Genomic DNA, 23,091 nt, shown 5'->3' on the forward strand with positions numbered 1-23,091 from the left:
ATGTCCAAACAATTTGACGTGATCGTCATCGGTGGCGGTCCTGGCGGCTACATCGCGGCCATTCGCGCCGCCCAGCTCGGTTTCAATGTCGCCTGTATCGACGAATGGAAAAACGCCAAGGGCGGTCCGGCCCTCGGCGGCACCTGCACCAATGTAGGCTGCATTCCTTCCAAAGCCCTGCTGCAATCCTCCGAGCATTACGAGCAGGCGGGCCATCACTTTGCCGATCACGGCATCGAGGTCAAAGGCCTGAGCCTGGATGTCGCCAAGATGCTGGGCCGCAAGGATACGGTCGTCAAGCAGAACAATGACGGCATCGTCTACCTGTTCAAAAAGAACAAGGTGACCTTCTTCCATGGTCGCGGCTCCTTCGCGGCGGCCAAGGACGGCGTGTACCAGATCAAGGTGGCTGCATCAACTAAAGAAGGTGCCGAAGAGACCATCTCCGGCAAGCACATCATCGTGGCCACGGGCTCCAATGCCCGCGCACTGCCGGGCGCACCGTTCGACGAGGAAATGATCCTGTCCAACGATGGTGCACTGCGCATAGGCGCCGTCCCCAAAAAGCTGGGCCTCATCGGTTCCGGCGTGATCGGCCTGGAGATGGGCTCGGTCTGGCGCCGCCTCGGTGCACAAGTGACCGTGCTGGAGGGGCTGCCCACGTTTCTGGGGGCCGTTGACGAGCAGATCGCCAAGGAAGCGCACAAGGCCTTCACCAAGCAGGGTCTGAAGATTGAGCTCGGCGTCAAGGTCGGCGAGGTCAAGGCTGACAAGAAGGGCGTTTCTGTCGCTTACACCAATGCCAAGGGCGAAGCCCAGACGCTGGCGGTGGACAAGCTGATCGTCTCGATCGGCCGCGTGGCCAACACGACAGGCCTCAATCCCGAAGCCGTCGGCCTCACGCTCGACGAGCGCGGTGCGGTGGTGGTGGACGACGAGTGCAAGACCAATCTGCCCAATGTCTGGGCGATCGGTGACGTGGTGCGCGGCCCCATGCTGGCGCACAAGGCCGAAGAAGAGGGCGTGGCCGTGGCCGAGCGCATTGCCGGCCAGCACGGGCATGTCAACTTCAACACCATTCCCTGGGTGATTTACACCAACCCCGAGATCGCCTGGGTCGGCCAGACCGAGCAGCAGCTCAAGGCGGCAGGCCGTGCCTACAAGGCCGGCACCTTCCCCTTCATGGCCAATGGCCGCGCGCGCGCGCTGGGCGACACCACCGGCATGGTCAAGATGCTGGCCGATGCGGCGACCGACGAAATTCTCGGCGTGCACATCGTGGGTCCGTTTGCCAGTGAACTGATTGCTGAATGCGTGGTGGCGATGGAGTTCCGCGCCAGCAGTGAAGACATTGCACGCATCTGCCATGCGCACCCGTCCCTATCGGAGGCCACCAAGGAAGCGGCGCTCGCGGTGGACAAGCGCACGCTTAACTTCTGAACCATGCCGTGTCATTGCGGGCTTGACCCGCAATCCATGGATCCCGGGTCAAGTCCGGGATGACAACACCGGTGATGACCGTCCAGCAAACCTACGAAGCCGAACTCGCGGCACGCGGTTTCAAGAGCGACCCCGCGCAGCTGCGCGCGGTGCATGCCCTCGAGCGCTGTGCCAGCGAATGGGCCGCGTTCAAGGAAAAGCGCTCCAACCCGCTCAAAAAACTCATCAACCGGCCCGACATACCACGCGGTGTGTACATGCACGGTGGGGTAGGGCGCGGCAAAAGCTTTCTGATGGACTGCTTTTACGGGGCGGTGCCGCTTAAACGCAAAACCCGCTTGCATTTTCATGAGTTCATGCGCGAGGTGCACCGGGAGCTGCGCGATCTGCAGGGGACGGTCAATCCGCTCGATGAACTGGGCAGGCGCATTGCCAAGCGCTACCGGTTGATCTGCTTTGACGAGTTTCATGTGGCAGACATCACCGATGCCATGATCTTGCACCGCTTGCTGGCCGCCCTCTTTGACAACGGGGTCGGCTTCGTCACCACCTCCAACTTTCATCCCGACGCCCTGTACCCCCATGGCCTGCACCGGGACCGCATCCTGCCGGCGATAGCGCTGCTGAAAAGAAACCTCGAAGTCCTCAGCGTCGATAACGGCACGGACTACCGTCGGCGCACGCTGGAGCAAGTCAGGCTCTACCATACGCCCCTGGGTGCCGGGGCGGACGCGGAGATGGCCGAGGCCTTCAACCGGCTGGCCGAGGCGCATGACGAAAACCCCATTCTGCAGATTGAGGCCCGGCAAATCCAGGCCCGGCGCAAGGCGGGCGGCGTGGTGTGGTTCGATTTCAAGACCTTGTGTGGCGGCCCCCGGTCCCAAAATGATTACCTGGAGATCGCGGCCCAGTTTCATACGGTGCTCCTCAGTGATGTACCGCATATGCCGGTGCGTATGGCCTCGGAAGCCCGGCGCTTTACCTGGCTGGTGGATGTGCTTTATGACCGTCGCGTCAAGCTGATCATGTCAGCCGCAGTGCCGCCCGAGGCGTTGTACACGGAAGGGCCTTTGGCGCACGAATTTCCCCGCACCATTTCCAGGCTCAACGAGATGCAATCAACCGAATTCCTGGCGCTGGAACGCAGAAACGTGGATACAGCACTCACATGAAGAGCATGGCGCTTTTACTCCTGCTTGCGGCCATGGGTGGCGCAGCGCTGGCCCAGCCGGCGCAGAGTACCGGGCAGGAGGCCAGAAATGCGGAAAGAATGCGCATCAGTGCCGAGCGCGCAAAACTGGAGGCGGGCTTTGCGGCCGAGGAAGCGGCCTGCCATCAGAAATTTTTCACCAACCAGTGCCTCAATGACATCAAGCCGCGTCGGCAAGAGGCGCTGGCTGATCTGAGGCGCCAGGAAATTTCGCTCGATGAAGAGGAGCGAAAACTCAAAGCGGCGGAGCAGATCCGAAGGACTGAAGAGAAATCATCGGCCCAAAAGCAGCAAGAGGCGGCCGATCGCCGCGCAAAAGCCCGGCAGGACTATCAATCCAGGCTGGAGCGGGCAGCCAAAAAAGCCGAGGAGCAAGCTAAAAGCGGTGCCAATGTCGGCAAGTCCAAAGAGGCTCAGGACAAAGCCGCTGCCGCGGCAGACCGGCAGTCCGCGGCATCCGAGGCGCTTAAAAAATTCAATGAGCGCCAGGACAAGGCGAGAGAGCACAAGGCCGACCACGAAAGAGAGCGGCTCAAGCAGGGCAAGAGCACCGCCAAGCCACTGCCGGTCCCGCCATAAACGGGTATTTGAGCTAGCCCCCACGCTTTTCACTTCGTGTAATGCGCTGCCCCCCCAGGGGGCCGTCGCTTGCTCGGGGCGGCCCTTCGCGGCGCTTGGGCCTAAACCAATGGTTCGAGCTTGACGATCACCAGCGACAGATTGTCACCGCCGCCACGGGCGCGCGATCTGGCTTTCTGGATCAAAAACTCAGTCGCCTCGCGCGGGGACAGCATGGACAAGGCCGAGCCCATCTCGCTGGGACTGAAATAGTGCCAGACGCCATCGCTGCAGGCGATCAGCACATCGCCGGGGCGCAGCTGCGGTATGAAATGCCGCGCGATGGGAGGTTGATCCTCAGTTCCCAGGCAACCGATCAGGATGTTGGACTGGGGATGAACGTTGGCTTCCTCTTCGGTAAGCTCGCCTTTGTCGACCAGCGTTTGTACGTAGGAGTGATCCATCGTGCGGTGCACCAGCTTGCTGTCCTGGAAGTGGTAAATGCGGGAGTCGCCGGTATGCGCCCAGTGGCAGTCGCCACCGGGATTGATCAAAAATGCGGCCAGGGTGCTGTGAGGCTCCTGCTCCGCCGAAATGGCGGTGAGTTTGATGACGATGTGAGCCTCTTCGATGATCTGCGTGAGCACCGAGGGCGCATCATCGGATTCGGGGGCATAACGCTCAAACAGCTGCTTGGCCGTCAGCATGACCTGGTCCGAGGCCTTGCGCCCACCGCTTCGCCCGCCCATGCCGTCGGCCACGATGCCCAGCATGCAGCCTGGAAACCGGGGGTGGCTGAACAGGGAGACCTGGTCTTGCTGATAGTCCCGGTCGCCTTTATGGATACCTGTTGATGCTGTAATTCGATAGCCTTTGGACATTTTGATTTGACTCGAGTCGCCGGGACTCGATTTCTCTCCGTAATCAACGTATTATCAGATGAAGCAGCGCGCGTGGATAAAAAACCTTGGACTTAAATTTACACTCCCCGGAGCGGCGGCTGATCGAACTCAAAATCGAACACGCAGACCTTAACGCGCTGGTAGATATTACAGCGCGTGCAACGCCGGTCGATGAGCTGATGCTCAGACGCCTCAAAAAGCGCCGCCTGCACCTTCGCGACCAGATTTCCCAGCTCGAATCGCTGCTGGACCCTCCTGAACCTGCCTGATGAACCTGGAACGTGAAGTTCAAGAGGCCTTTGCCTTTGACGGCGTGCTGTCGCGCGCGGCGGAGCAGTTTGTGCCGCGCGGCGGCCAAACCGAGATGGCACTGGCGGTCGCGCGCGCCATTGAAGGGGCCTACCCCCTGGTCGTGGAGGCCAGTACCGGCGTGGGCAAGACCTTTTCCTACCTGGTGCCCGCATTGCTCAGCGGCGAACGTGTCCTGTTGTCGACGGCCACCAAAGCGCTGCAAGACCAGTTGTTTGGACGCGACCTGCCCAAACTGGTCGAGGCCCTGGGCGTGCCGGTGCGGACCGCGCTGCTCAAGGGGCGCGGCAGCTATCTGTGCCTGCACCGCATGGAGCTCGCCCGCCACGACACCAGCCTGCCGGATCGCGTTTCGGCTCGCGCGCTGGCCCGGGTTGAACAATGGTCCCAGGTGACGCGCACGGGTGATCTGGCCGAGTTGCCCGGGCTGGATGAGCGCTCGCCGGTGATTCCCCTGGTGACCTCAACCCGCGAAAACTGCGTGGGTGCGCAATGCCCGAAGTTTCGTGCCTGCCATGTCAATCTGGCCCGCCGCGAAGCGCTGGCGGCCGATGTGGTGGTCATCAATCACCATCTTTTTTTCGCCGACCTGGCCGTGCGCGAGTCGGGCGTGGCTGAATTGCTGCCCAGCGTGCGGATTGCCATTTTTGACGAAGCGCACCAGCTCAACGAAACCGGCGTGCAGTTTCTGGGCAAAAACCTGACCACCGGTCAGCTGCTTGATTTTTCCCGCGACATGCTGGGCGCCGGGCTGCAGTTTGCAAGAGGCCTGGTGGACTGGCAAAAGGTGGCCGGTGCAACCGAGCATGCGGCTCGTGAGCTGCGTTTGTGTGCGGGCAAGCATTACCCGGGCAGCAAATTGCGCTGGACCGCCCCGGCGCCTGACAACGTGGAGGCCGTCGCCTGGGCCGATGCGCTGGCTGCCGTGGGCCTGTCGTGCGCCCAGGCTTGCGAAGCGCTGGACACGGTCAGCGAGATAGCCCCCGATTTTGTGCGTCTGCACGAACGTGCCACGGAACTGGCGGAGCGCGCCCAAAGTTTCCAGCGACCCTGTGAGCCAGACTGCGTCCGGTGGGTCGATGTCGGGTCCCAGTTGCGGCTGGTGGAGTCGCCGCTCGATATTGCCAAGGCGGTCAAAACCAAAGTCCTGGGCGAAAGCCAGGCCGCTGCCAAAACCTGGGTATTCACATCGGCCACCTTGGGCGATGATGAAAAGCTGAGCTGGTTCACGCAGCCCTGCGGCCTCACGGAGGCGCAGGTGTTGCGTGTTGGCAGTCCTTTTGACTATGCCCGTCAGGCGGCTTTGTATGTGCCGCCCAACTTCCCGAAGCCGGGCGATCCGTCGCACACCGCCCACGTCGCCGCGTCGGCCGCCGAATGGGTGCGGCGCCTGGGGGGGCGCACCATGGTGCTGACGACCACGCTGCGGGCTTTGCGTGCCATCGGTGAAAGTCTGCAGTCTGCGTTTGAGAACTCGGACGAGATTGAAGTATTGATTCAGGGGGCTTTGCCCAAGCGTGTCCTGATAGAGCGCTTTCGCCAGGGCAATGCCAAGGGCGAACGGGGCTGTGTGCTGGTCGCCTCCGCCTCTTTCTGGGAAGGCATTGATGTGCCGGGCGATGCGCTTCAGCTGGTGATCATTGACAAGCTGCCTTTTCCGCCGCCCAACGATCCCATGGCCGAAGCGCGCGCCAAGCATATGGAAGCCCAGGGGCGAAGCGCCTTCAATGATTATTTTCTGCCCGAGGCGGCCGTGGCGCTCAAGCAGGGCGCGGGGCGTTTGATACGCCGGGAAACCGATCAGGGCGTGCTGGTGGTCTGCGACAGCCGCCTGGCCTCGATGAGCTATGGCCGGCGTTTGCTGAAGGCGCTTCCGCCGATGGAGCGCCTGGCTTCAGAGCAGGCGCTGACCGACCGGCTGGACAGTCTTACCAGAACTTGTACCAGGGACCCGCCACCGTTTTGAAGCCCTTGGTCAGGTACTCGCTTTGCGGGTAGGTTCTTTCCAGCACGCGCTTGGCGTCATCGCGCAACTGGGTCATGCCCAGCGCATCGTAGGATTTGAAAAGGAGATAGGTGGCTTCTTCCAGCGCCGGCACATCGCGGTAGTCCGAAATCGCGGTTTGGGCCCGGCTGATGGCCGCGATGTAAGCGCCGCGCGAGTAGTAGTAGCGCGCCACATGCACCTCGGACTGGGCCAGGGAGTTGACGATATAGCTCATGCGCAGGCGTGCGTCCGGCGTATAGCGGGAGTCCGGGAAGCGGGCCAGCAGCTCCTTGAACGATTCGAAGGATTCCTTGGCGGATTTCTGGTCCCGCTCGGACAGGTCCTGCTGGGACAAAAAGCCAAAGAGGCCCAGGTTGTCATTGAAATTGACCAGGCCCTTGAGGTACAGGGCGTAATCGAGCGCCGGGCTGCTGGGATGCAGCTTGATGAAACGGTCCAGGGTGGCAATCGCCTGGGCTTGATCGCCGCCTTTGTACTGGGCGTAGGCCTTTTCAATCTGGGCCTGCTGGGCCAGCGCGGTGCCTGCGGCCCGGCCTTCAAGCTTTTCAAACAGAGGGACGGCCTTGTCGTAGGCCCCGGAGTTGGACTCGTCCTTGGCCTCCGCGTAAATCTTGTTGGGGCTCCAGTTCGCCGTGGGGTCCTTGACGGTGCTCGAGCAGCCGGCCATGAGCAGGGACAACGCAAACGCAAGAAGGGCTGCAGCCCGTGGTGATGCAGCGGGAACAACCGATAATTTGGTGGAAAACATCACAACCGACCTTCTTGATGACTGATTCTGGACAAAGCCCATTGATTATATCGACCGCTGCGGCGGCAAACAGCCTGCCGGACGAGGCGCAGGACGACGCAGACGGCGGCGCCGAACTTGAATTGCGCCAGGTTGCGGTTCCGGCGCAGAATCACGGGGACCGTCTTGACCGCGCTTTGACCGGCATCGTGCCCGAGTTCTCCCGCAGCTATCTCCAGCAGCTGGTTGAGCAGGGCGCGGTGCAACTCAACGGCCGGACGGTGACCAAGCCGTCGGCCAAGGTCAAGGCGGCGGACCAGCTCACCATCGAGCTCAAACCGACGCCCCAGAGCCAGGCCTTCAAACCCGAGGCGATGGCGCTGGAGGTGCTGTTTGAGGACGAGCATCTGCTGGTGATCAACAAGCCGGCCGGTCTGGTGGTCCATCCGGCGCCGGGCAACTGGAGCGGAACCCTGCTCAATGGTTTGCTGGCGCGTGACGCGCAAGCCCACTTCCTGCCGCGTGCGGGCATCGTGCACCGGCTCGACAAAGACACCAGCGGGCTGATGGTGGTGGCCCGCCAGCGGCAGGCGATGGACCAGCTGGTCAGCATGATTGCGGCGCGCACCGTGAGCCGGGAGTACCTGGCGCTGGCCCACGGGCCCTGGACCGGCGCCCGGACGCGCCAGGTAGACTTGCCGATTGGGCGCGATCCACGCAACCGTCTGCGCATGGCCGTGGTGGATCTGGACAAGCATGCCGGCAAAGCAGCCCTGACCGAGATCACGCTGTTGGACAACCAGGACAAGCACTGCTTGGTCAAGTGCAAGCTGCAGACCGGCCGCACGCACCAGATACGGGTTCACATGGCCTGCCTGGGCCATCCGCTGGTCGCCGATGAGCTGTATGGCGGCAAGCTGGCCGGCGGGCTGACCCGTCAGGCGCTGCATGCCTGCCGGCTGGCCTTTGCGCACCCGGTGACCGGCGCGGCGCTGGAGTTCCGCTCGCCGCTGCCGGCCGACCTGCTGGCGGCCACGGCCAGTTTGGGGCTGAGATACAATCAACTTCAGTAGTTTTTTGCTACCTGCAACACAGCGCCCCTGAAGAAGTGGTTGCGCATAGCTGTGAATTGCGCTGCCAAGCGCCTTGTCTCGCTTTTTTCGGAACTAACAATCATGAATACGACGGATGCGAAGCGCATCCTCGAAACGGCACTTATTTGCGCACAGCAGCCGCTGCCTTTGCGCGAGATGGGTGTTTTGTTCAACGGGGTGCTGACGGCCGATACGATCAAGTTTTTGCTTCAGGAGTTGCAAAACGACTGGGCCGGACGAGGGGTTGAACTGGTGCATGTGGCCACCGGCTGGCGTTTCCAGAGCCGCCCCCAGATGCGGGAATACCTGGACCGCCTGCACCCTGAAAAACCACCCAAGTACACCCGGGCGACGCTTGAAACCCTGGCCATCATTGCTTACCGCCAGCCGGTGACGCGTGGCGACATGGAAGATATCCGTGGGGTCACGGTCAACAGCCTGCTGCTCAAGCAGCTGGAAGACCGCGGCTGGGTGGAGGTGATTGGCCACCGTGAAACCGTGGGGCGCCCCGCGCTGTATGCCACCACACGGCAGTTCCTCGACGACATGGGTGTCGAGTCGCTCGACCAACTGCCGGCCATGGACAGCGCAAACGGGCAGGCAGCCATGCTCGAACAGATTGAATTTGGCATTGCGGCACCCGCGGCCGACACAGCGGTGGAGGCAGGCGCCGGGACGTCCGGGCAGGAGCAGCTTGCCGGCGCCGAGCTGTTGTTCGCAGAGTCTGTGGCCGCCGCATCTTCCGAAAACCTGCAAAACCTGCAAAACCTGCAGGCGGACAGCCAGACAGAGACCGCCAGCGATCCACTCGCATGAATGTAAAAGCATCAAAGCATGAACTCACAAGACCATCCGTTTCCTGAGGCTCCTCATCCTGATGAAGAGCCAAAAAAGGCATCAGCCGGCGTGGATATTGCGCCAGATGCTACTGAATTGATAGCTAGCAATGAGCCAGCTCCTGAGGTCCTGACCGGGCCTGCCGCTGAGCCAGCCCCGCCGGCTCAAACGCCTTCGCCTTCAGGCACGGGCTACCGCTTTGAAGACGTGGTCACGGGGCAATTCGATGCGGATGAAGAAGATGCAGCGCTTGAGTTGCCCAAGCGGGTACTGTCGGCGCAGCCCGAAACCCCCAAGCTGCACAAAGTGCTGGCGCAGGCCGGCCTCGGCTCACGCCTGGAAATGGAGCAGCTGATTCTGGAAGGGCGCATTTCGGTCAATGCCGAGCCGGCCCACATCGGCCAGCGCATCCAGTTTGGCGACACCATCAAGGTCAATGGCAAGCCCATCCGGGTGCGCATTGCGCCGCCGCCGCCTCGTGTGATTGCCTACCACAAGCCTGCCGGCGAGGTGGTGACGCATGACGATCCGCAAAACCGTCCCACCGTGTTCCGCCGCCTGCCCAAGCTGTTTCAGGGCAAATGGCAGTCGGTAGGCCGCCTGGACCTCAATACCGAAGGCTTGCTGCTGTTGACCAGTTCGGGCGAGCTGGCCAACAAGCTGATGCACCCGCGCTTTGGGCTGGAGCGGGAGTACGCAGTCCGGGTGCTGGGCGCGTTAAGCAATGAAGAAAAAAAGCGCCTGCTCGAAGGGGTGAACCTGGACGATGGTGTGGCTCAGTTCAGCTCGATGGAGGCCGGCGGTGGGGAAGGCGCCAACTGCTGGTACCGGGTCACCATCTCCGAAGGGCGCAATCGCGAGGTGCGGCGCATGTTTGAAGCGGTCGGCCATGCGGTCAGCCGCCTGATACGCATACGCTACGGCGCCATGGTGCTGCCCCGCGGTTTGAAGCGGGGCGCGTTTGTGGAACTGGATGAGCGCGATATCTGGGCGCTGACCAATGCTGTCACCCGCTCCGAATCCCGGGCTGACCCACGTCCGCCGAAAAATGCCCAGGAACCGGGCGGTGAAGGCGACGCTGGCGAAGGCCGTCAGGGCCGTGGGCCCCGCCGGGGCGATCGCTCGCGCGGCGGACGGGGTCGTTCGCCGGCGACGGACGCAGGGCAGACAAGGGTGTCGCAAGCACCAGAAGCGCCGCAACAGCTGCAACAACCTGAGGCTGCGGATCAAGACCCCCATGAGTTTCAACCGCCCCTGAATCATCGAACGGGTGCGCCCCGGGAGGGTGCCGGGAACCGGCGCCGCGGTGGAAAAGGACGGGGCCAGGGCAATTTTGGAGGGGCCGGTCCACGGACCGGCCAGCCGCCGGGCAATTTCGGCGGAAGTTCCGGCTCGCAAGGGCAAAAACGCCGCGATGACCGGGGCGACCGAAGTGACAAGGGCCCTGGTGGCTCCCAGCCTGACCCCATGAAAACCTCCTTCGGCTACATCGGCGCCGATACCTTTACCCGCCAGCGTCAAGGCCAGGGGCCGCGCCGCGGGGGCAGTGGTGGTGGCGCAGGTGGTGGAGGCGGGCAGCGCCGGGGCGGCGGTGGAAACCGCGGTGGTGGCAATCGGGGCGGAAACCGCTGAGTTCTGCGTTAAACACCACGCCGTATAAGGTTGAATAAAAGCAGGGCCTGCAGGTTAAAATCATGGGCTTTGTTCAATTCGAATAAATCAAGAAATCAAGGTTAAGGAAAATTTCATGGCGATCGAACGCACCCTCTCCATCATCAAACCCGATGCCGTTGCAAAAAACGTCATTGGTCAAATCTATGCACGCTTCGAAGCGGCCGGCCTGAAAGTGGTCGCTGCCAGGATGGCCCACCTGTCACGTGGTGAAGCCGAGGCTTTCTACGCCGTGCACAAAGAGCGTCCTTTCTTCAGGGACCTGGTTGAATTCATGATTTCCGGCCCGGTGATGATCCAGGCGCTGGAAGGCGAGGGCGCCATCCTGAAAAACCGCGACCTGATGGGCGCGACCGACCCGAAGAAAGCCGCAGCCGGCACTATCCGCGCCGACTTCGCCGAAAGCATTGATGCCAATGCCGTGCACGGCTCCGATGCTGCCGACACTGCCCAGGTGGAGATCAGCTTCTTCTTCCCAGGCATGAACATCTATTCACGCTAATACACTTAACGCTCATGCAATGACGGCCAACCTGCTTGACTACGATCTCGAGGGCTTGGCCGCCTTTTGCGAGCGGCTTGGAGAAAAGCGCTTCCGCGCGACGCAGCTGTTCCGGTGGATTCACCAGCGCGGTGTTTCGGGCTTCGATCAGATGTCCGATCTGGCCAAATCGCTGCGCGAAAAGCTCGCTGCGTCGGCCCACGTCCAGGGCCTGAAGGTCGTTTCCCGGCACGATTCCGCCGACGGCACCATCAAGTGGCTGTTCGATGTGGGCGGCGGCGACGTCATCGAGACTGTATTCATCCCCGAAGCCGACCGCGGCACGCTCTGCATTTCATCGCAGGCGGGTTGCGCCGTGGGCTGCCGTTTCTGCTCGACCGGGCACCAGGGCTTCAGCCGTAACCTGACGACGGCCGAGATCGTGGCCCAGCTGTGGTTTGCAGAGCATTTCCTGCGCAAGCACCTGGGCCGGGACGAGCGCGTCATTTCCAATGTGGTGATGATGGGCATGGGTGAGCCGCTGCAAAATTACTCGCAGCTGCTGCCGGCCCTCAAAGTCATGCTCGACGACCATGGCTATGGCCTGTCGCGTCGCCGGGTGACGGTGTCAACGTCGGGGGTGGTGCCCATGATCGATCGTCTGGCCCAGGATTGTCCGGTGGCACTGGCGGTCTCGCTGCATGCGCCGCAAGATGTCTTGCGCGACAACCTGGTGCCGCTGAACCGTAAATACCCGATTGCCGAGCTGCTCGAAGCCTGCACCCGTTACCAGGCGGCCGCGCCGCGGGATTTCATCACGTTTGAGTACTGCATGCTCGAAGGGGTGAACGACCAGCCTGAGCATGCCCGCCAGCTGGTGGCTCTGATGCAAAAGCATGCGGCGCAGGGGCTGTCCTGCAAGTTCAACCTGATTCCGTTCAACCCGTTTCCCGCGTCCGGCCTGAAGCGCTCGGACATGCCGCAGGTGATGGCGTTTGCCAAAATCCTGATGGACGCCGGCATCGTGACCACCGTCCGGAAAACCCGTGGCGACGATATTGATGCCGCTTGCGGCCAGCTGGCCGGCGATGTGCAGGACCGGACCGGCGTCGAGCAGCGCATGGCGGCGCAGCGGCAAGGTATGCTCGGGGGGATCAAGGTGGTCGTTGCCAAGGAGACAAGTGTATGAGGCTGGTCAGGAATGCTATTTGGCTGTCAGCCTGCTGGGCGGCTGTTTTGCTGGCCGGCTGCGCCAGTCAGCCGGGCTCACCTGGCTCGGCCGCTGGCAGTGAAATCATGACCGAGTCGGACGAGCCCGAAAGCCGCCGGAGGGCCCGTCTCCGGCTGGAGCTGGCTGTCGGCTATTTCGAGCAGGGGCAGACCAATGTCGCGCTGGACGAAATCAAGCAGTCGCTGGCGGTCGATCCCGGCTTTGCCGATGCCTACAACCTGCGTGGCCTGGTCTATCTCCGCATGAACGACATTCCCATGGCGGAAGACAGTTTTCGCCGTGCCCTGGTGCTTAATCCGCGTGATGGCGATGTCGCACACAACTACGGCTGGCTGATGTGCCGGCAGGCCCGCTTCAGTGAATCGTTTCGCCTGTTTGGGCAGGCCATCGCCAATCCAGCCTATGGCGGTCAGGCCAAAACCCTGATGGCGCAAGGCCTGTGCCAGGTCCAGGCCGGACAGATGGCGGAAGCTGAGGTCAGCTTGACGCGTTCCTACGAGCTCGATGCCGGCAACCCGATCACGGGCTACAACCTGGCCAACCTGCTGTATGGCCGTGGTGACCTGACGCGTGCCCAGTTCTACATTCGGCGCATCAATAACAGCGATCTGGCCAATGCCGAAACCCTGTGGCTCGGCGTCAAGGTCGAACAGCGGCTCAATAACCGCCAGGCCATGCTGCAGCTGGGCGACCAGCTGAAAAAACGCTTTGGGCAGTCCCGCGAAGCCGGGGCTTACGAGAGAGGTGCCTTTAATGAGTGAGTTTGGGGGTTCGTTGGCAATGGATCAGTCCGCGATGGCTGCGCAAGGCGCGAACGTGGATGGGGTGCAGGGACCTTCCGCCGGCACCTTGCTCAAATCCGCCCGCGAGGCCGCTGGCCTGCATATTGCCGCGCTCGCGGTATCGCTCAAAGTGCCGGTGAAGAAGCTTGAAGCGCTGGAAGCAGACCGCCTTGACTTGTTGCCCGATGCGGTTTTCGTGCGTGCGCTGGCTTCCAGCGTCTGTCGCAGTCTCAAAATGGATGCCACGGAGGTGCTGAGCCGGCTGCCGCAATCCAGCGCTCCGAAGCTCAATCATCAGGACAAGGGCATCAATGCCCCTTTTCGTGCGCCCAGTGACGGCCCCGGCCCATCCTTGTGGACCCAAATCTCCCGGCCTGCCGTGCTGGGGGGCCTGCTGCTGCTGCTAGGCGCGCTGGTGCTGATTTTTTTTCCGGCCGTGCAACCGGGCTCTGGCGAAGGCCAATCCGTGGCTGAAACTTCTGCGGTAGCCACCGCACCCGCCCGCCCGCCCGCAACGGCAGCGACCGCGGCAACCGACGTGCCTGACAATGCCAAGCCCGCCGTCTCTGCCTGGCCGACAGAGGCGCCCGCCATGGTGTCAACCACGGTGACGTCGCCGCCGGCGCCTGTTCTGGCTGCCAGCCTGACGTCCGCGCCCACGGTCCCCGTCGCCGCACCAGCGCCTCCTTCTACGGCCACGACCGCGAGCCCGGCGCCGGTCCTGGCTGGACCGGCCGCAACGGCCAGTGCCGCTGCGCAGCCGGCGCCCCCAGGGATTGTGGTGTTCAGGGCGAAAGGGGAGTCCTGGGTGGAGGTGACCGATGCCAAAGGCCAGGTGGTGCTGCGCCGCACTCTGAGCGCCGGCGAGGTTGCGGGTGCTTCCGGCGCGCTGCCGCTGGCCGCCGTGGTAGGGCGTGCGGATGCGACGAGCGTTCATATTCGCGGCCAGGTTTTTGATTTGAAGCCGCTGGCCAGGGACAATGTTGCCCGATTCGAGGTGAAGTAGTGCAGTCCTGCCTTCCTGTTGAGTCGGCCTGGCCCAAGGCCCGCAGCTCCCGTCAAGCCCAAGTCGTCTGGGGCTCGCGCGTGGTCACGGTCGGGGGCGATGCGCCGGTGCGTGTGCAGTCCATGACCAATACCGACACCGTGGATGCCATTGGCACGGCCATCCAGGTCAAGGAGCTGGCGCTGGCCGGCTCGGAGATGGTTCGCATCACGGTCAATACCCCCGAGGCGGCCCAGGCGGTGCCTCATGTGCGCGAACAGCTGGACCGCATGGGCATTGACGTGCCCCTGATTGGCGATTTTCATTACAACGGCCATCGCCTGCTGACGGACTATCCCGCTTGCGCCGAGGCCTTGTCCAAATACCGCATCAACCCCGGCAACGTGGGCAAAGGCGACAAGCGTGACCGGCAGTTTGGCCAGATGATTGAAGCGGCCATGCGCTGGAACAAAGCGGTGCGCATTGGCGTGAACTGGGGCAGCCTCGATCAGGAGTTGCTGGCCAGCCTGATGGACCAGAACAGCGCACGTGCCACGCCCTGGGATGCCAAACAGGTGATGTACGAGGCCTTGATTACCTCCGCCATTGACTCGGCGCGCATGGCCGAAGACATGGGCATGAGCCGTAACCAGATCATCCTGTCCTGCAAAGTCAGCGGTGTGCAGGATCTGGTGTCGGTGTACCGCGAGCTTGCGAAACGCTGCCACTATGCGCTGCATCTGGGCCTGACCGAGGCCGGCATGGGCACCAAGGGCACGGTGGCTTCGGCGACGGCGCTGTCCATCCTGCTGCAGGAGGGCATTGGCGATACCATCCGTGTCTCCCTGACCCCCCAGCCCGGCGAAGCGCGCACCCAGGAGGTCGTGATTGCCTCCGAGATCCTGCAGGCGCTGGGTTTGCGCAACTTTGTGCCCAGCGTCACCGCCTGCCCGGGCTGTGGTCGCACCACCAGCACCACCTTCCAGGAGCTGGCCAAGCAGATTGATGATTTCCTGCGGGCCCAGATGCCGGTCTGGCGCGAGCAGTACCCGGGTGTCGAGGCGCTCAAGGTGGCCGTCATGGGCTGCATCGTCAATGGCCCCGGCGAAAGCAAGCACGCCGACATCGGCATCAGCCTGCCGGGCTCCGGCGAGGCGCCGGCCGCACCGGTGTTTATTGATGGCGAAAAAAGACTGACCCTGCGCGGCGACAACATTGCGCAGGAATTCCAGGTCATCGTTGAAAACTACATTGAAAAGCGTTTCGGCAGCCAGCACGCTGCCGTCACCGCGTAACTACACTCATGGCTGAAAAAATCGTTGCCGTCAAAGGCATGAATGACATTTTGCCGCCCGAATCGGCGCGCTGGGAATGGCTGGAAGAAACCGTGCGCTCGCTGATGGCACGCTATGCCTACCGCAATATCCGCACGCCCATCGTCGAGCCGACACCGCTGTTTGTCCGCAGCCTGGGCGAAGTCACCGATATTGTTGAAAAGGAGATGTACTCCTTTGAAGACAAGCTCAACGGCGAGGCGCTGACGCTGCGTCCCGAGAGCACCGCCGGTGTGGTGCGGGCCGTGATCGAGCACTCGATGCTGTACGAGGGCGGCAAGCGGCTGTACTACATGGGCCCGATGTTCCGGCATGAAAGGCCCCAGCGCGGCCGCTACCGCCAGTTTCACCAGATCGGCGCCGAGGCGCTGGGCTTTGCCGGTGCCGAGGTCGATGCCGAACTGATTTTGCTGGCCGATGCCTTGTGGAAAGCGTTGGGCCTCAAGGATGTGCGGCTGGAAATCAACAGCCTGGGCCAGCCGGAAGAGCGCAGGCAGCACCGCGCCGAGCTGATCGCACATTTTGAGAAAAACGCGGCGCTCCTCGATGATGACGCCCTGCGCCGCCTGCACAGCAACCCGCTGCGCATCCTGGACACCAAGAACCCGGCCATGCAGGCGGTGGTGGAGTCGGCCCCCAAGCTGATCGACTTCCTGGGTGAAGCGTCGCTCAAGCACTTCAACGGCGTCAAGGCCATGCTCGAGGCCAACGGCATCGGCTACCGGATCAACCCGCGGCTGGTGCGGGGCATGGACTACTACAACCTCACCGTGTTCGAGTTCATCACCGAGAGTCTGGGCGCGCAGGGCACGATTTGCGCCGGTGGCCGTTATGACTACCTGATGGAGCAAATTGGCGGCAAACCGGCGCCGGCCGTGGGCTGGGCGCTGGGTGTGGAGCGCGTGCTCGAGCTCATCAAGGAAAACGGCAAGGCTGTCCCGGCGCTGGTCCCCGATGCCTATGCCGTGATTCCCGAGGCATCGGCCTTGCCGGTGGCCCTGCAAACCCTGCAGGCTTTGCGCGCCGCGGGCGTCAGCGTGCAGATGCATGCCGGTGCCGGCCTGGAGGGCATGGGCAGCATGAAGTCGCAGTTCAAGAAAGCCGATGGCAGCGGCGCGAGATTCGCACTGATCTTCGGTGAGGCCGAGCTGGCCCAAGGCTGCGTTGCGGTCAAGGCCCTGCGCGGCGACAAAATGGACGCGGCCCAGGCGCAGATGCTGCGCAAGCTGCAAGACGTGCCGGTCTGGGCTCACACCCTGCGCTGAGCGCCAGGCCCCGACCCCTACAATCACCACAATTCATTTGGCAGGCGACTGGATTTTTATGGCAAAACATCTCGATTTGGAAGAGCAGGAGCAGCTTGACGAGCTGAAACACTTCTGGAAGCAATACGGTGACCTGATCACCTGGGCCTTGATCGCCGTGTTCGGGGCGGTGGCCGCCTGGAACGGCTACCAGTACTGGCAGCGCAGTCAGGCCGCGCAAGCGGCCGTCATGTATGACGAAGTGGAGCGTGCCGTGCAATCCGGTGAAGTCGCCAAGCTCGACCGGGCGCTGGCCGACATGAAAGACCGCTATGGCAGCACCACCTATGCGCAGCAGGCCGGCCTGCTGGCGGCCCGGGCCTACTATGACAAAGGCAATGTCGATGCTTCAAAGGCCGCTTTGAGCTGGGTGGCTGGCAAGGCCTCGGATGAGGGTTATCAGGCGATCGCCAAGCTGCGCCTGGCCGGCGTGCTGATGGAAAACAAGGCCTATGACGAGGCGCTGCAGCAGCTCTCGGGCACTTTCCCCAAAGACTTTGTTGCCCTGGCGGCGGATCGCCGTGGCGACATCCTGGCCGCTCAGGGCAAGAAAAACGAAGCCAAAGCCGAATACGAAAAAGCCTACAAGGGTCTTGACGAGCGTGCGGAGTACCGCCGCCTGGTGGAAGTCAAGCTCAACGCCCTGGGCGTTGATCCGACCATGGCTGCACCGAATTCGGCTGCAGCGGCTGCAGCAGCGCCTGCCACGGAGGTTAAAAAGTGAATTTAAAATCATTTAAACCCCTAGCCCTTGTTGTACGTGCGCCTGCAGCTATTGTTTTGATAGCAATCTTGGCGGCCTGTTCCGGCGGCGCCAACAAACCCAAGCCGGCAGAGTTGCCGCTGGTTGCAGCACTGGTCGCTGCCAAGCAGAGCTGGAGTGCCCGCATCGGCGAGGTGAACTTTCCGCTCGATGTCCATGTCAGCGGCAATTCGGTGCTGGTGGCCAGCGGCGATGGTGCCGTGGCCGCCCTGGATGCGGTCAGCGGGCGCGACCTCTGGCGCACCAGCGTGGGCGGCCCGATTGCCGCCGGCGTCGGCAGCGACGGCAAGCTCGCGTCGGTCGTCACCAAAGCCAACGAGGTGGTGACGCTGCAGGATGGCCGCGAGCTCTGGCGCCACAAACTCAATGCCCTGGCCTACACCGCGCCTTTTGTGGCCGGGGGCCGTGTTTTTGTACTGGCGGCTGACCGGTCGGTCAACGCTTTCGATGGCCAGACCGGCCGCAAGCTGTGGACGCAGCAGCGCCCCAGCGAGCCGCTGGTCTTGCGCCAGTCCGGCGTCATGCTGGCGGTGGGCGATACACTGGTGGTGGGTTTGGCGGGCCGACTGACGGGCCTGAACCCCTCCAACGGTAGCATTCGCTGGGAAGCCCCCATCGCTTCGCCGCGGGGCATCAACGATGTGGAGCGCCTGGTCGATCTGGTAAGCCATGTCAGCCGGGTCGGCGATACGGTCTGCGCCCGGGCTTTCCAGTCCAGCGTGGGCTGCGTCAATGCGGCGCGCGGCAGCCTGCTCTGGACCAAGCCGGCCAATGGCATGCAAGGGGTGCACGGCGATGACCGCCTGGTTTTTGGCACCGAGGCTGACGGCACAGTGCTGGCTTGGCGCCGCAGCGATGGCGAACGCGCCTGGACGACCGACCGCCTGCGCTATCGCAACCTGACAGCGCCTCTGCTCGTCGGCCGTTCGGTGGCGATTGGTGACGCTTCAGGTTTTGTCCATCTGCTGTCCCGTGAAGACGGCTCCCTGTTAAACCGGCTGACGACGGATGGATCTCCCGTCATGGCCGCGCCGGCACTGGCTGGCAACACGCTGGTGGCGGTCACCCGCAACGGCGGTATCTACGGCTTTAGGCCTGAATAAACGGCAATTTGCCTGAAACCTGTTTGATGAAACCTGTTATTGCACTGGTCGGTCGCCCCAATGTGGGGAAATCGACCCTTTTTAATCGACTCACCAAGTCGCGCGATGCCATTGTTGCGGACTTTGCCGGGTTGACACGGGATCGTCACTACGGCAACGGCAAGCTGGGCGAACACGAGTACATCGTGATCGATACGGGCGGTTTTGAGCCCGACGCCATCAGCGGCATCTACAAGGAAATGGCCAAGCAGACGCGGCAAGCCGTGGCCGAAGCCGATGTGGTGATCTTTGTGGTCGATGCGCGTGCCGGCATCAGCGCGCAAGACCATGACATTGCCAGCTATCTGCGCAAGCTGGGCAAGCCCACGGTGCTGACGGCCAACAAGGCCGAAGGCATGCAGGAGGGGGTGCAGCTGTCCGAGTTTTTCGAGCTGGGGCTGGGCCAGGTGCTGCCGGTGTCCGCCGCGCACGGGCAGGGCATACGCTCGCTGGTGGATCTGGCCCTGGCGCCCCTGAACCTGCCTGAGCCCGGCGAAGATCTTGAACCCCAGGACCCTTCCGTCATCAGGCTGGCCGTGGCCGGTCGACCGAATGTGGGCAAATCCACCCTCATCAACACCTGGCTGGGCGAAGAGCGGCTGGTGGCTTTTGATTTACCCGGCACGACCCGGGATGCCATTTCGGTGCCGTTTGAGCGTGACGGGCAGAAGTTTGAACTGATCGACACCGCCGGCCTGCGCCGCAAGGGCAAGGTTTTTGAGGCGATCGAGAAGTTTTCCGTGGTCAAGACCCTGCAGGCCATCGAAAGCGCCAATGTGGTGCTGTTGCTGCTCGATGCCACCCAGGGCGTGACCGACCAGGATGCGCATATTGCCGGTTACATCCTTGAAAGTGGCCGTGCCGTGGTGCTGGCGGTCAACAAATGGGATGCCGTCGACGCTTACCAGCGTGAAATGCTGGCGCGCTCGATTGAAACCCGGCTGGCATTTTTGAAGTTTGCCTCGCTGCACCAGATCTCGGCCATCAAGCGCCAGGGGCTGGCGCCGGTCTGGAAGTCCATCATCCAGGCCCATGCCTCGGCCAACCGGAAAATGTCCACGCCGGTACTGACCCGTCTGCTGCTGGAGGCGGTGCAGTTCCAGCAGCCCCAGCGTTCCGGCATGTTCCGCCCGAAATTGCGCTACGCCCACCAGGGCGGCATGAACCCGCCCGTCATCATTATTCACGGCAACTCGCTGGAGCACGTGACCGACTCCTACAAACGCTACCTGGAAGGGCGTTTTCGCAAGGAGTTTGACCTTGTGGGTACGCCCATGCGGATCCAGATGAAAACCTCGCAGAACCCCTATGCGGACAAGGAATCAGGCTAGAACCACTTGCGCCACCGGGGCGCTGTGGTAAGGTGAAGCCTTAATCAACAACTCTTGAACACGGAGAATATCGTGAGCAATAACAAAGGTCAGCTCTTGCAAGACCCTTTTCTCAATACGCTTCGCCGCGAGCATGTGCCCGTCTCTATTTACCTGGTGAACGGCATCAAGCTGCAGGGTCAAATCGAGTCGTTTGACCAGTATGTGGTCCTGCTGCGCAATACCGTCACCCAGATGGTTTACAAGCACGCCATTTCAACCATTGTCCCTGGTCGCGCGGTGAATTTTTCCACCGCAGAATCAGAAGAAAGCCCAGCCAGCTGAGACCGGACCTTTTAGCGAATGCGCAGCCCCCCGTCATTTTGGTGGGGGTTGATCTTGGCTTTCCCAATTTTGATGCCGGGCTTGAAGAACTGGGCCTGCTCGCCCAGACTGCCGGCATGCAACCGGTGGCGCGCGTGGTCTGCAAACGCAAGGCCCCGGATGCCGCCCTGTTCGTCGGTAGCGGCAAGGCCGATGAAATCAAGATGCTGGCCCTGGAGACCGGCGCGACCGAAGTGCTGTTCGACCAGGCCCTCAGCCCTGCCCAGCAGCGCAATCTTGAGCGGCACATGGAATTGCCTGTCAATGACAGGACCTTGCTGATTCTGGAGATTTTTGCCCAGCGCGCCCGCAGCCACGAGGGCAAACTGCAGGTCGAACTGGCTCGTTTGCAGTATTTGTCGACACGCCTGGTGCACCGCTGGTCGCACCTGGAGCGCCAGACCGGTGGCGCGGGCTTGCGCGGCGGCCCGGGTGAAAAGCAGATCGAGCTGGACAAGCGCATGATTGGCGACGCCATCAAGCGCACCAAAGAGCGGTTGGCCAAAGTCATCAGGCAACGGCAGACCCAGCGCCGGCAGCGCGAACGGCGCAACTCCTTCACCATCTCGCTGGTGGGCTACACCAACGCCGGCAAATCCACCCTGTTCAACGCGCTCGTCAAGGCGCGGGCCTATGCGGCAGACCAGTTGTTTGCCACGCTCGACACCACCACGAGGCAGCTGTATCTGGGCGATGCCAGCCGCTCCGTCTCCCTGTCAGACACGGTGGGCTTCATTCGCGATTTGCCGCACGGCCTGATCGACGCCTTTGCCGCGACCTTGCAGGAGGCGGCTGATGCCGACTTGCTGTTGCATGTGGTCGATGCTGCCAATCCGAACTATCTCGAGCAGATTGAGCAGGTGCAGCGGGTGTTGAGCGAGATTGGCGCGGCGGCGGTGCCGCAAATCCTGGTATTTAACAAGCTCGATGCCTTTGAAAAAGCACGCCGGCCGCAGCTGCTGGTGGACATGTTCGAGATCAAAGATGCGTTTTCGGATGCGGCTACGCGTGTCGATCGGGTGTTTGTCAGCGCCCAAACCGGCGAAGGCCTGCCGCTGCTGCGCCAGTTGCTGGCCAGCCACGCTTCCAAGGTCCAGAATGAGGATTTCCCTCAAATAGCTGAGGCCGTTGCCTGACCCGCTGGCTTGATTAGGCACAATGTCGGGAAATGAAAAAAAGTGAGAGCCTGATTCCATGAATTTGAACCCTGTGCTACAGACGCTGACGACCTTGCCGGCACGGCTGAAACAACGCGCCCAAGGCATGTTCAATCTGAACGACCCCCGCTGGGGACGTGACGATGACAAGTCGTCGCCTGGCGAGTCCAAGCCTGAGGCCGGGCGCGAAGACAGCCCGGACTCCAAGCCCGGCGGCAATCGGCCACAAGGTCAGGGCCCCAATCAAGGCCCGCCGGACCTGGACGAACTCTGGCGTGATTTCAACCGCAAGCTGGGTGGGCTTTTTGGCGGCGCCAAAAATGCCGGCCAGCGGGGTGGCAACGGCGGGTTTGGCGGGGGCAGCAACGGCAATGGCGGCGGTTTTCAGCCCGACATGAAAAGTGCCGGTATTGGCGTCGGACTCATCGGCGGCGTGGCTGCGCTGATCTGGTTGGGCACCGGCTTTTTCATTGTCCAGGAGGGCCAGCAGGCCGTCATCACCCAGTTCGGTAAATACCACTCCACGGTGGGCGCCGGTTTCAACTGGCGCCTGCCCTACCCGATACAGCGCCACGAGATGGTGGTGGTCACCCAGATTCGTTCGGTCGACGTGGGGCGCGATTCCATCATCAAGGCCACCGGCTTGCGAGAGTCGGCCATGCTGACCGAAGACGAAAACATTGTCGAGATCAAGTTTGCCGTGCAGTACCGCCTGAGCGACGCGCGCGCCTACCTGTTCGAGAGCAAGGACCCGGCAGGCGCCGTGGTGCAGGCGGCGGAAACGGCGGTGCGCGAGGTGGTCGGCAAAATGAAGATGGATACAGCGCTGGCCGAGGAGCGGGATCAAATCGGGCCGCGAATTCGCGTGCTGATGCAAACCATTCTGGACCGCTACAAGGTGGGGGTTGAAGTGGTGGGCATCAATCTGCAGCAAAGCGGCGTGCGCCCGCCCGAGCAGGTGCAGTCGGCCTTTGATGATGTGCTCAAGGCTGGCCAGGAGCGCGAGCGTGCGAAGAATGAGGCGCAAGCCTATGCCAACGACGTGATTCCGCGGGCTGTCGGCTCGGCTTCAAGGCTCAAGGAAGAGTCCGAGGCCTACAAGGCCCGCATCGTGGCGCAGGCCCAGGGCGATGCCCAGCGCTTTCGCTCCGTGCTGACCGAATACCAGAAGGCGCCGCAAGTCACCCGTGACCGCATGTACATCGACACGATGCAGCAGGTCTACAGCAATGTCACCAAGGTCATGGTGGAGTCGCGCCAGGGTTCCAATTTGCTGTATCTGCCGCTCGACAAGATCATGCAAATGAGCGCTCAAGGCGGCGCAGCGGGCACCGATGCCGCAGCCTCCGGTAACGCGGCAGCGCCCGCACCCGCACCGGCCGCACCCGCCACCAGCTTGCCGCCCATCGATGCCCGTGCCCGTGATTCGTCCCGCACGCGCGACCGCGACACACGCTAAGGA

The 23,091-nt window shown here is 62.5% G+C and carries 22 protein-coding genes; 20 read left to right on the forward strand and 2 right to left on the reverse strand.

Going from position 1 to position 23,091, the window contains the following annotated elements; translation table 11 throughout:
- From lpdA to V6M61_RS15760, 3 genes are all read left to right on the forward strand, one after another.
- Positions 1 to 1,440, forward strand: coding sequence for a dihydrolipoyl dehydrogenase (gene lpdA / locus V6M61_RS15750; protein ID WP_332777526.1), 1,440 nt, complete (start codon positions 1 to 3; stop codon positions 1,438 to 1,440).
- Positions 1,441 to 1,514: 74 nt separating this feature from the next.
- Positions 1,515 to 2,612: a cell division protein ZapE gene (gene zapE / locus V6M61_RS15755; RefSeq protein WP_332777527.1), complete on the forward strand. Its 1,098-nt coding sequence runs from the start codon at positions 1,515 to 1,517 to the stop codon at positions 2,610 to 2,612.
- A gap of 5 nt (positions 2,613 to 2,617) precedes the next feature.
- Positions 2,618 to 3,229, forward strand: coding sequence for a hypothetical protein (locus V6M61_RS15760; RefSeq protein WP_332777528.1), 612 nt, complete (start codon positions 2,618 to 2,620; stop codon positions 3,227 to 3,229).
- A gap of 101 nt (positions 3,230 to 3,330) precedes the next feature.
- On the opposite strand, the gene V6M61_RS15765 is transcribed toward V6M61_RS15760, so the two are convergent.
- Positions 3,331 to 4,089, reverse strand: a complete 759-nt coding sequence (locus V6M61_RS15765; protein ID WP_332777529.1) for a PP2C family protein-serine/threonine phosphatase — start codon at positions 4,087 to 4,089, stop codon at positions 3,331 to 3,333.
- Positions 4,090 to 4,175: 86 nt separating this feature from the next.
- Between V6M61_RS15765 and V6M61_RS15770 the strand changes: the two genes are divergently transcribed.
- Together V6M61_RS15770 and V6M61_RS15775 are read left to right on the forward strand one after the other, a co-directional pair.
- Entirely contained in the window at positions 4,176 to 4,379 is a 204-nt protein-coding gene (locus tag V6M61_RS15770; protein ID WP_332777530.1) for a YdcH family protein, read from the forward strand.
- A complete protein-coding gene (locus V6M61_RS15775) occupies positions 4,379 to 6,385 on the forward strand; it encodes an ATP-dependent DNA helicase (protein ID WP_332777531.1) in 2,007 nt (668 codons plus the stop codon). The genes V6M61_RS15770 and V6M61_RS15775 overlap by 1 nt, the downstream gene beginning before the upstream one ends.
- Here the strand turns inward: V6M61_RS15775 and V6M61_RS15780 are convergent.
- Entirely contained in the window at positions 6,348 to 7,175 is an 828-nt protein-coding gene (locus tag V6M61_RS15780; protein ID WP_332777532.1) for an outer membrane protein assembly factor BamD, read from the reverse strand. The genes V6M61_RS15775 and V6M61_RS15780 overlap by 38 nt on opposite strands.
- Before the next feature lie 17 nt (positions 7,176 to 7,192).
- Here V6M61_RS15780 and V6M61_RS15785 point away from each other — a divergent pair, with 17 nt between their 5' ends.
- From V6M61_RS15785 to hflK, 15 genes are all read left to right on the forward strand, one after another.
- Positions 7,193 to 8,227 carry an RluA family pseudouridine synthase gene (locus V6M61_RS15785; protein ID WP_332777533.1) on the forward strand — a complete coding sequence of 345 codons (1,035 nt, stop codon included), beginning with the start codon at positions 7,193 to 7,195 and terminating at the stop codon, positions 8,225 to 8,227.
- 102 nt (positions 8,228 to 8,329) lie between these two features.
- On the forward strand, positions 8,330 to 9,064 hold the full coding sequence (scpB, locus tag V6M61_RS15790) for an SMC-Scp complex subunit ScpB (RefSeq protein ID WP_332777534.1): 735 nt from the start codon (positions 8,330 to 8,332) through the stop codon (positions 9,062 to 9,064).
- Positions 9,065 to 9,082: 18 nt separating this feature from the next.
- Positions 9,083 to 10,717: a pseudouridine synthase gene (locus V6M61_RS15795; protein ID WP_332777535.1), complete on the forward strand. Its 1,635-nt coding sequence runs from the start codon at positions 9,083 to 9,085 to the stop codon at positions 10,715 to 10,717.
- 115 nt (positions 10,718 to 10,832) lie between these two features.
- A complete protein-coding gene (gene ndk / locus V6M61_RS15800; protein WP_332777536.1) occupies positions 10,833 to 11,258 on the forward strand; it encodes a nucleoside-diphosphate kinase in 426 nt (141 codons plus the stop codon).
- A gap of 19 nt (positions 11,259 to 11,277) precedes the next feature.
- On the forward strand, positions 11,278 to 12,426 hold the full coding sequence (gene rlmN / locus V6M61_RS15805; protein WP_332777537.1) for a 23S rRNA (adenine(2503)-C(2))-methyltransferase RlmN: 1,149 nt from the start codon (positions 11,278 to 11,280) through the stop codon (positions 12,424 to 12,426).
- Complete coding sequence (pilW, locus tag V6M61_RS15810; RefSeq protein WP_332777538.1) at positions 12,423 to 13,229, forward strand: type IV pilus biogenesis/stability protein PilW; 807 nt, start codon at positions 12,423 to 12,425, stop codon at positions 13,227 to 13,229. The genes rlmN and pilW overlap by 4 nt, the downstream gene beginning before the upstream one ends.
- A gap of 34 nt (positions 13,230 to 13,263) precedes the next feature.
- Positions 13,264 to 14,256, forward strand: a complete 993-nt coding sequence (locus V6M61_RS15815; protein WP_332777539.1) for a helix-turn-helix domain-containing protein — start codon at positions 13,264 to 13,266, stop codon at positions 14,254 to 14,256.
- On the forward strand, positions 14,256 to 15,530 hold the full coding sequence (ispG, locus tag V6M61_RS15820) for a flavodoxin-dependent (E)-4-hydroxy-3-methylbut-2-enyl-diphosphate synthase (protein WP_332777540.1): 1,275 nt from the start codon (positions 14,256 to 14,258) through the stop codon (positions 15,528 to 15,530). Before V6M61_RS15815 ends, ispG begins: the two co-directional genes overlap by 1 nt.
- An 8-nt stretch (positions 15,531 to 15,538) precedes the next feature.
- On the forward strand, positions 15,539 to 16,834 hold the full coding sequence (gene hisS / locus V6M61_RS15825) for a histidine--tRNA ligase (RefSeq protein ID WP_332777541.1): 1,296 nt from the start codon (positions 15,539 to 15,541) through the stop codon (positions 16,832 to 16,834).
- Positions 16,835 to 16,892: 58 nt separating this feature from the next.
- The gene (locus tag V6M61_RS15830; RefSeq protein WP_332777542.1) at positions 16,893 to 17,597 is read left to right on the forward strand and encodes a YfgM family protein; all 705 of its coding nucleotides are present in this window, start codon (positions 16,893 to 16,895) and stop codon (positions 17,595 to 17,597) included.
- The gene (gene bamB, locus V6M61_RS15835; RefSeq protein ID WP_332777543.1) at positions 17,594 to 18,739 is read left to right on the forward strand and encodes an outer membrane protein assembly factor BamB; all 1,146 of its coding nucleotides are present in this window, start codon (positions 17,594 to 17,596) and stop codon (positions 18,737 to 18,739) included. The genes V6M61_RS15830 and bamB overlap by 4 nt, the downstream gene beginning before the upstream one ends.
- A 26-nt stretch (positions 18,740 to 18,765) precedes the next feature.
- Positions 18,766 to 20,109: a ribosome biogenesis GTPase Der gene (gene der, locus V6M61_RS15840; RefSeq protein WP_332777544.1), complete on the forward strand. Its 1,344-nt coding sequence runs from the start codon at positions 18,766 to 18,768 to the stop codon at positions 20,107 to 20,109.
- Between the two features lie 72 nt (positions 20,110 to 20,181).
- The gene (gene hfq, locus V6M61_RS15845; RefSeq protein WP_442957792.1) at positions 20,182 to 20,433 is read left to right on the forward strand and encodes an RNA chaperone Hfq; all 252 of its coding nucleotides are present in this window, start codon (positions 20,182 to 20,184) and stop codon (positions 20,431 to 20,433) included.
- 41 nt (positions 20,434 to 20,474) lie between these two features.
- The gene (gene hflX / locus V6M61_RS15850; protein ID WP_332777546.1) at positions 20,475 to 21,608 is read left to right on the forward strand and encodes a GTPase HflX; all 1,134 of its coding nucleotides are present in this window, start codon (positions 20,475 to 20,477) and stop codon (positions 21,606 to 21,608) included.
- 58 nt (positions 21,609 to 21,666) lie between these two features.
- Positions 21,667 to 23,088, forward strand: coding sequence for an FtsH protease activity modulator HflK (hflK, locus tag V6M61_RS15855; protein ID WP_332777547.1), 1,422 nt, complete (start codon positions 21,667 to 21,669; stop codon positions 23,086 to 23,088).
- The last annotated feature ends 3 nt before the right edge of the window (positions 23,089 to 23,091 follow it).

The organism is Polaromonas sp. (genome assembly GCF_036676035.1).
Lineage (GTDB): Bacteria > Pseudomonadota > Gammaproteobacteria > Burkholderiales > Burkholderiaceae_C > Polaromonas.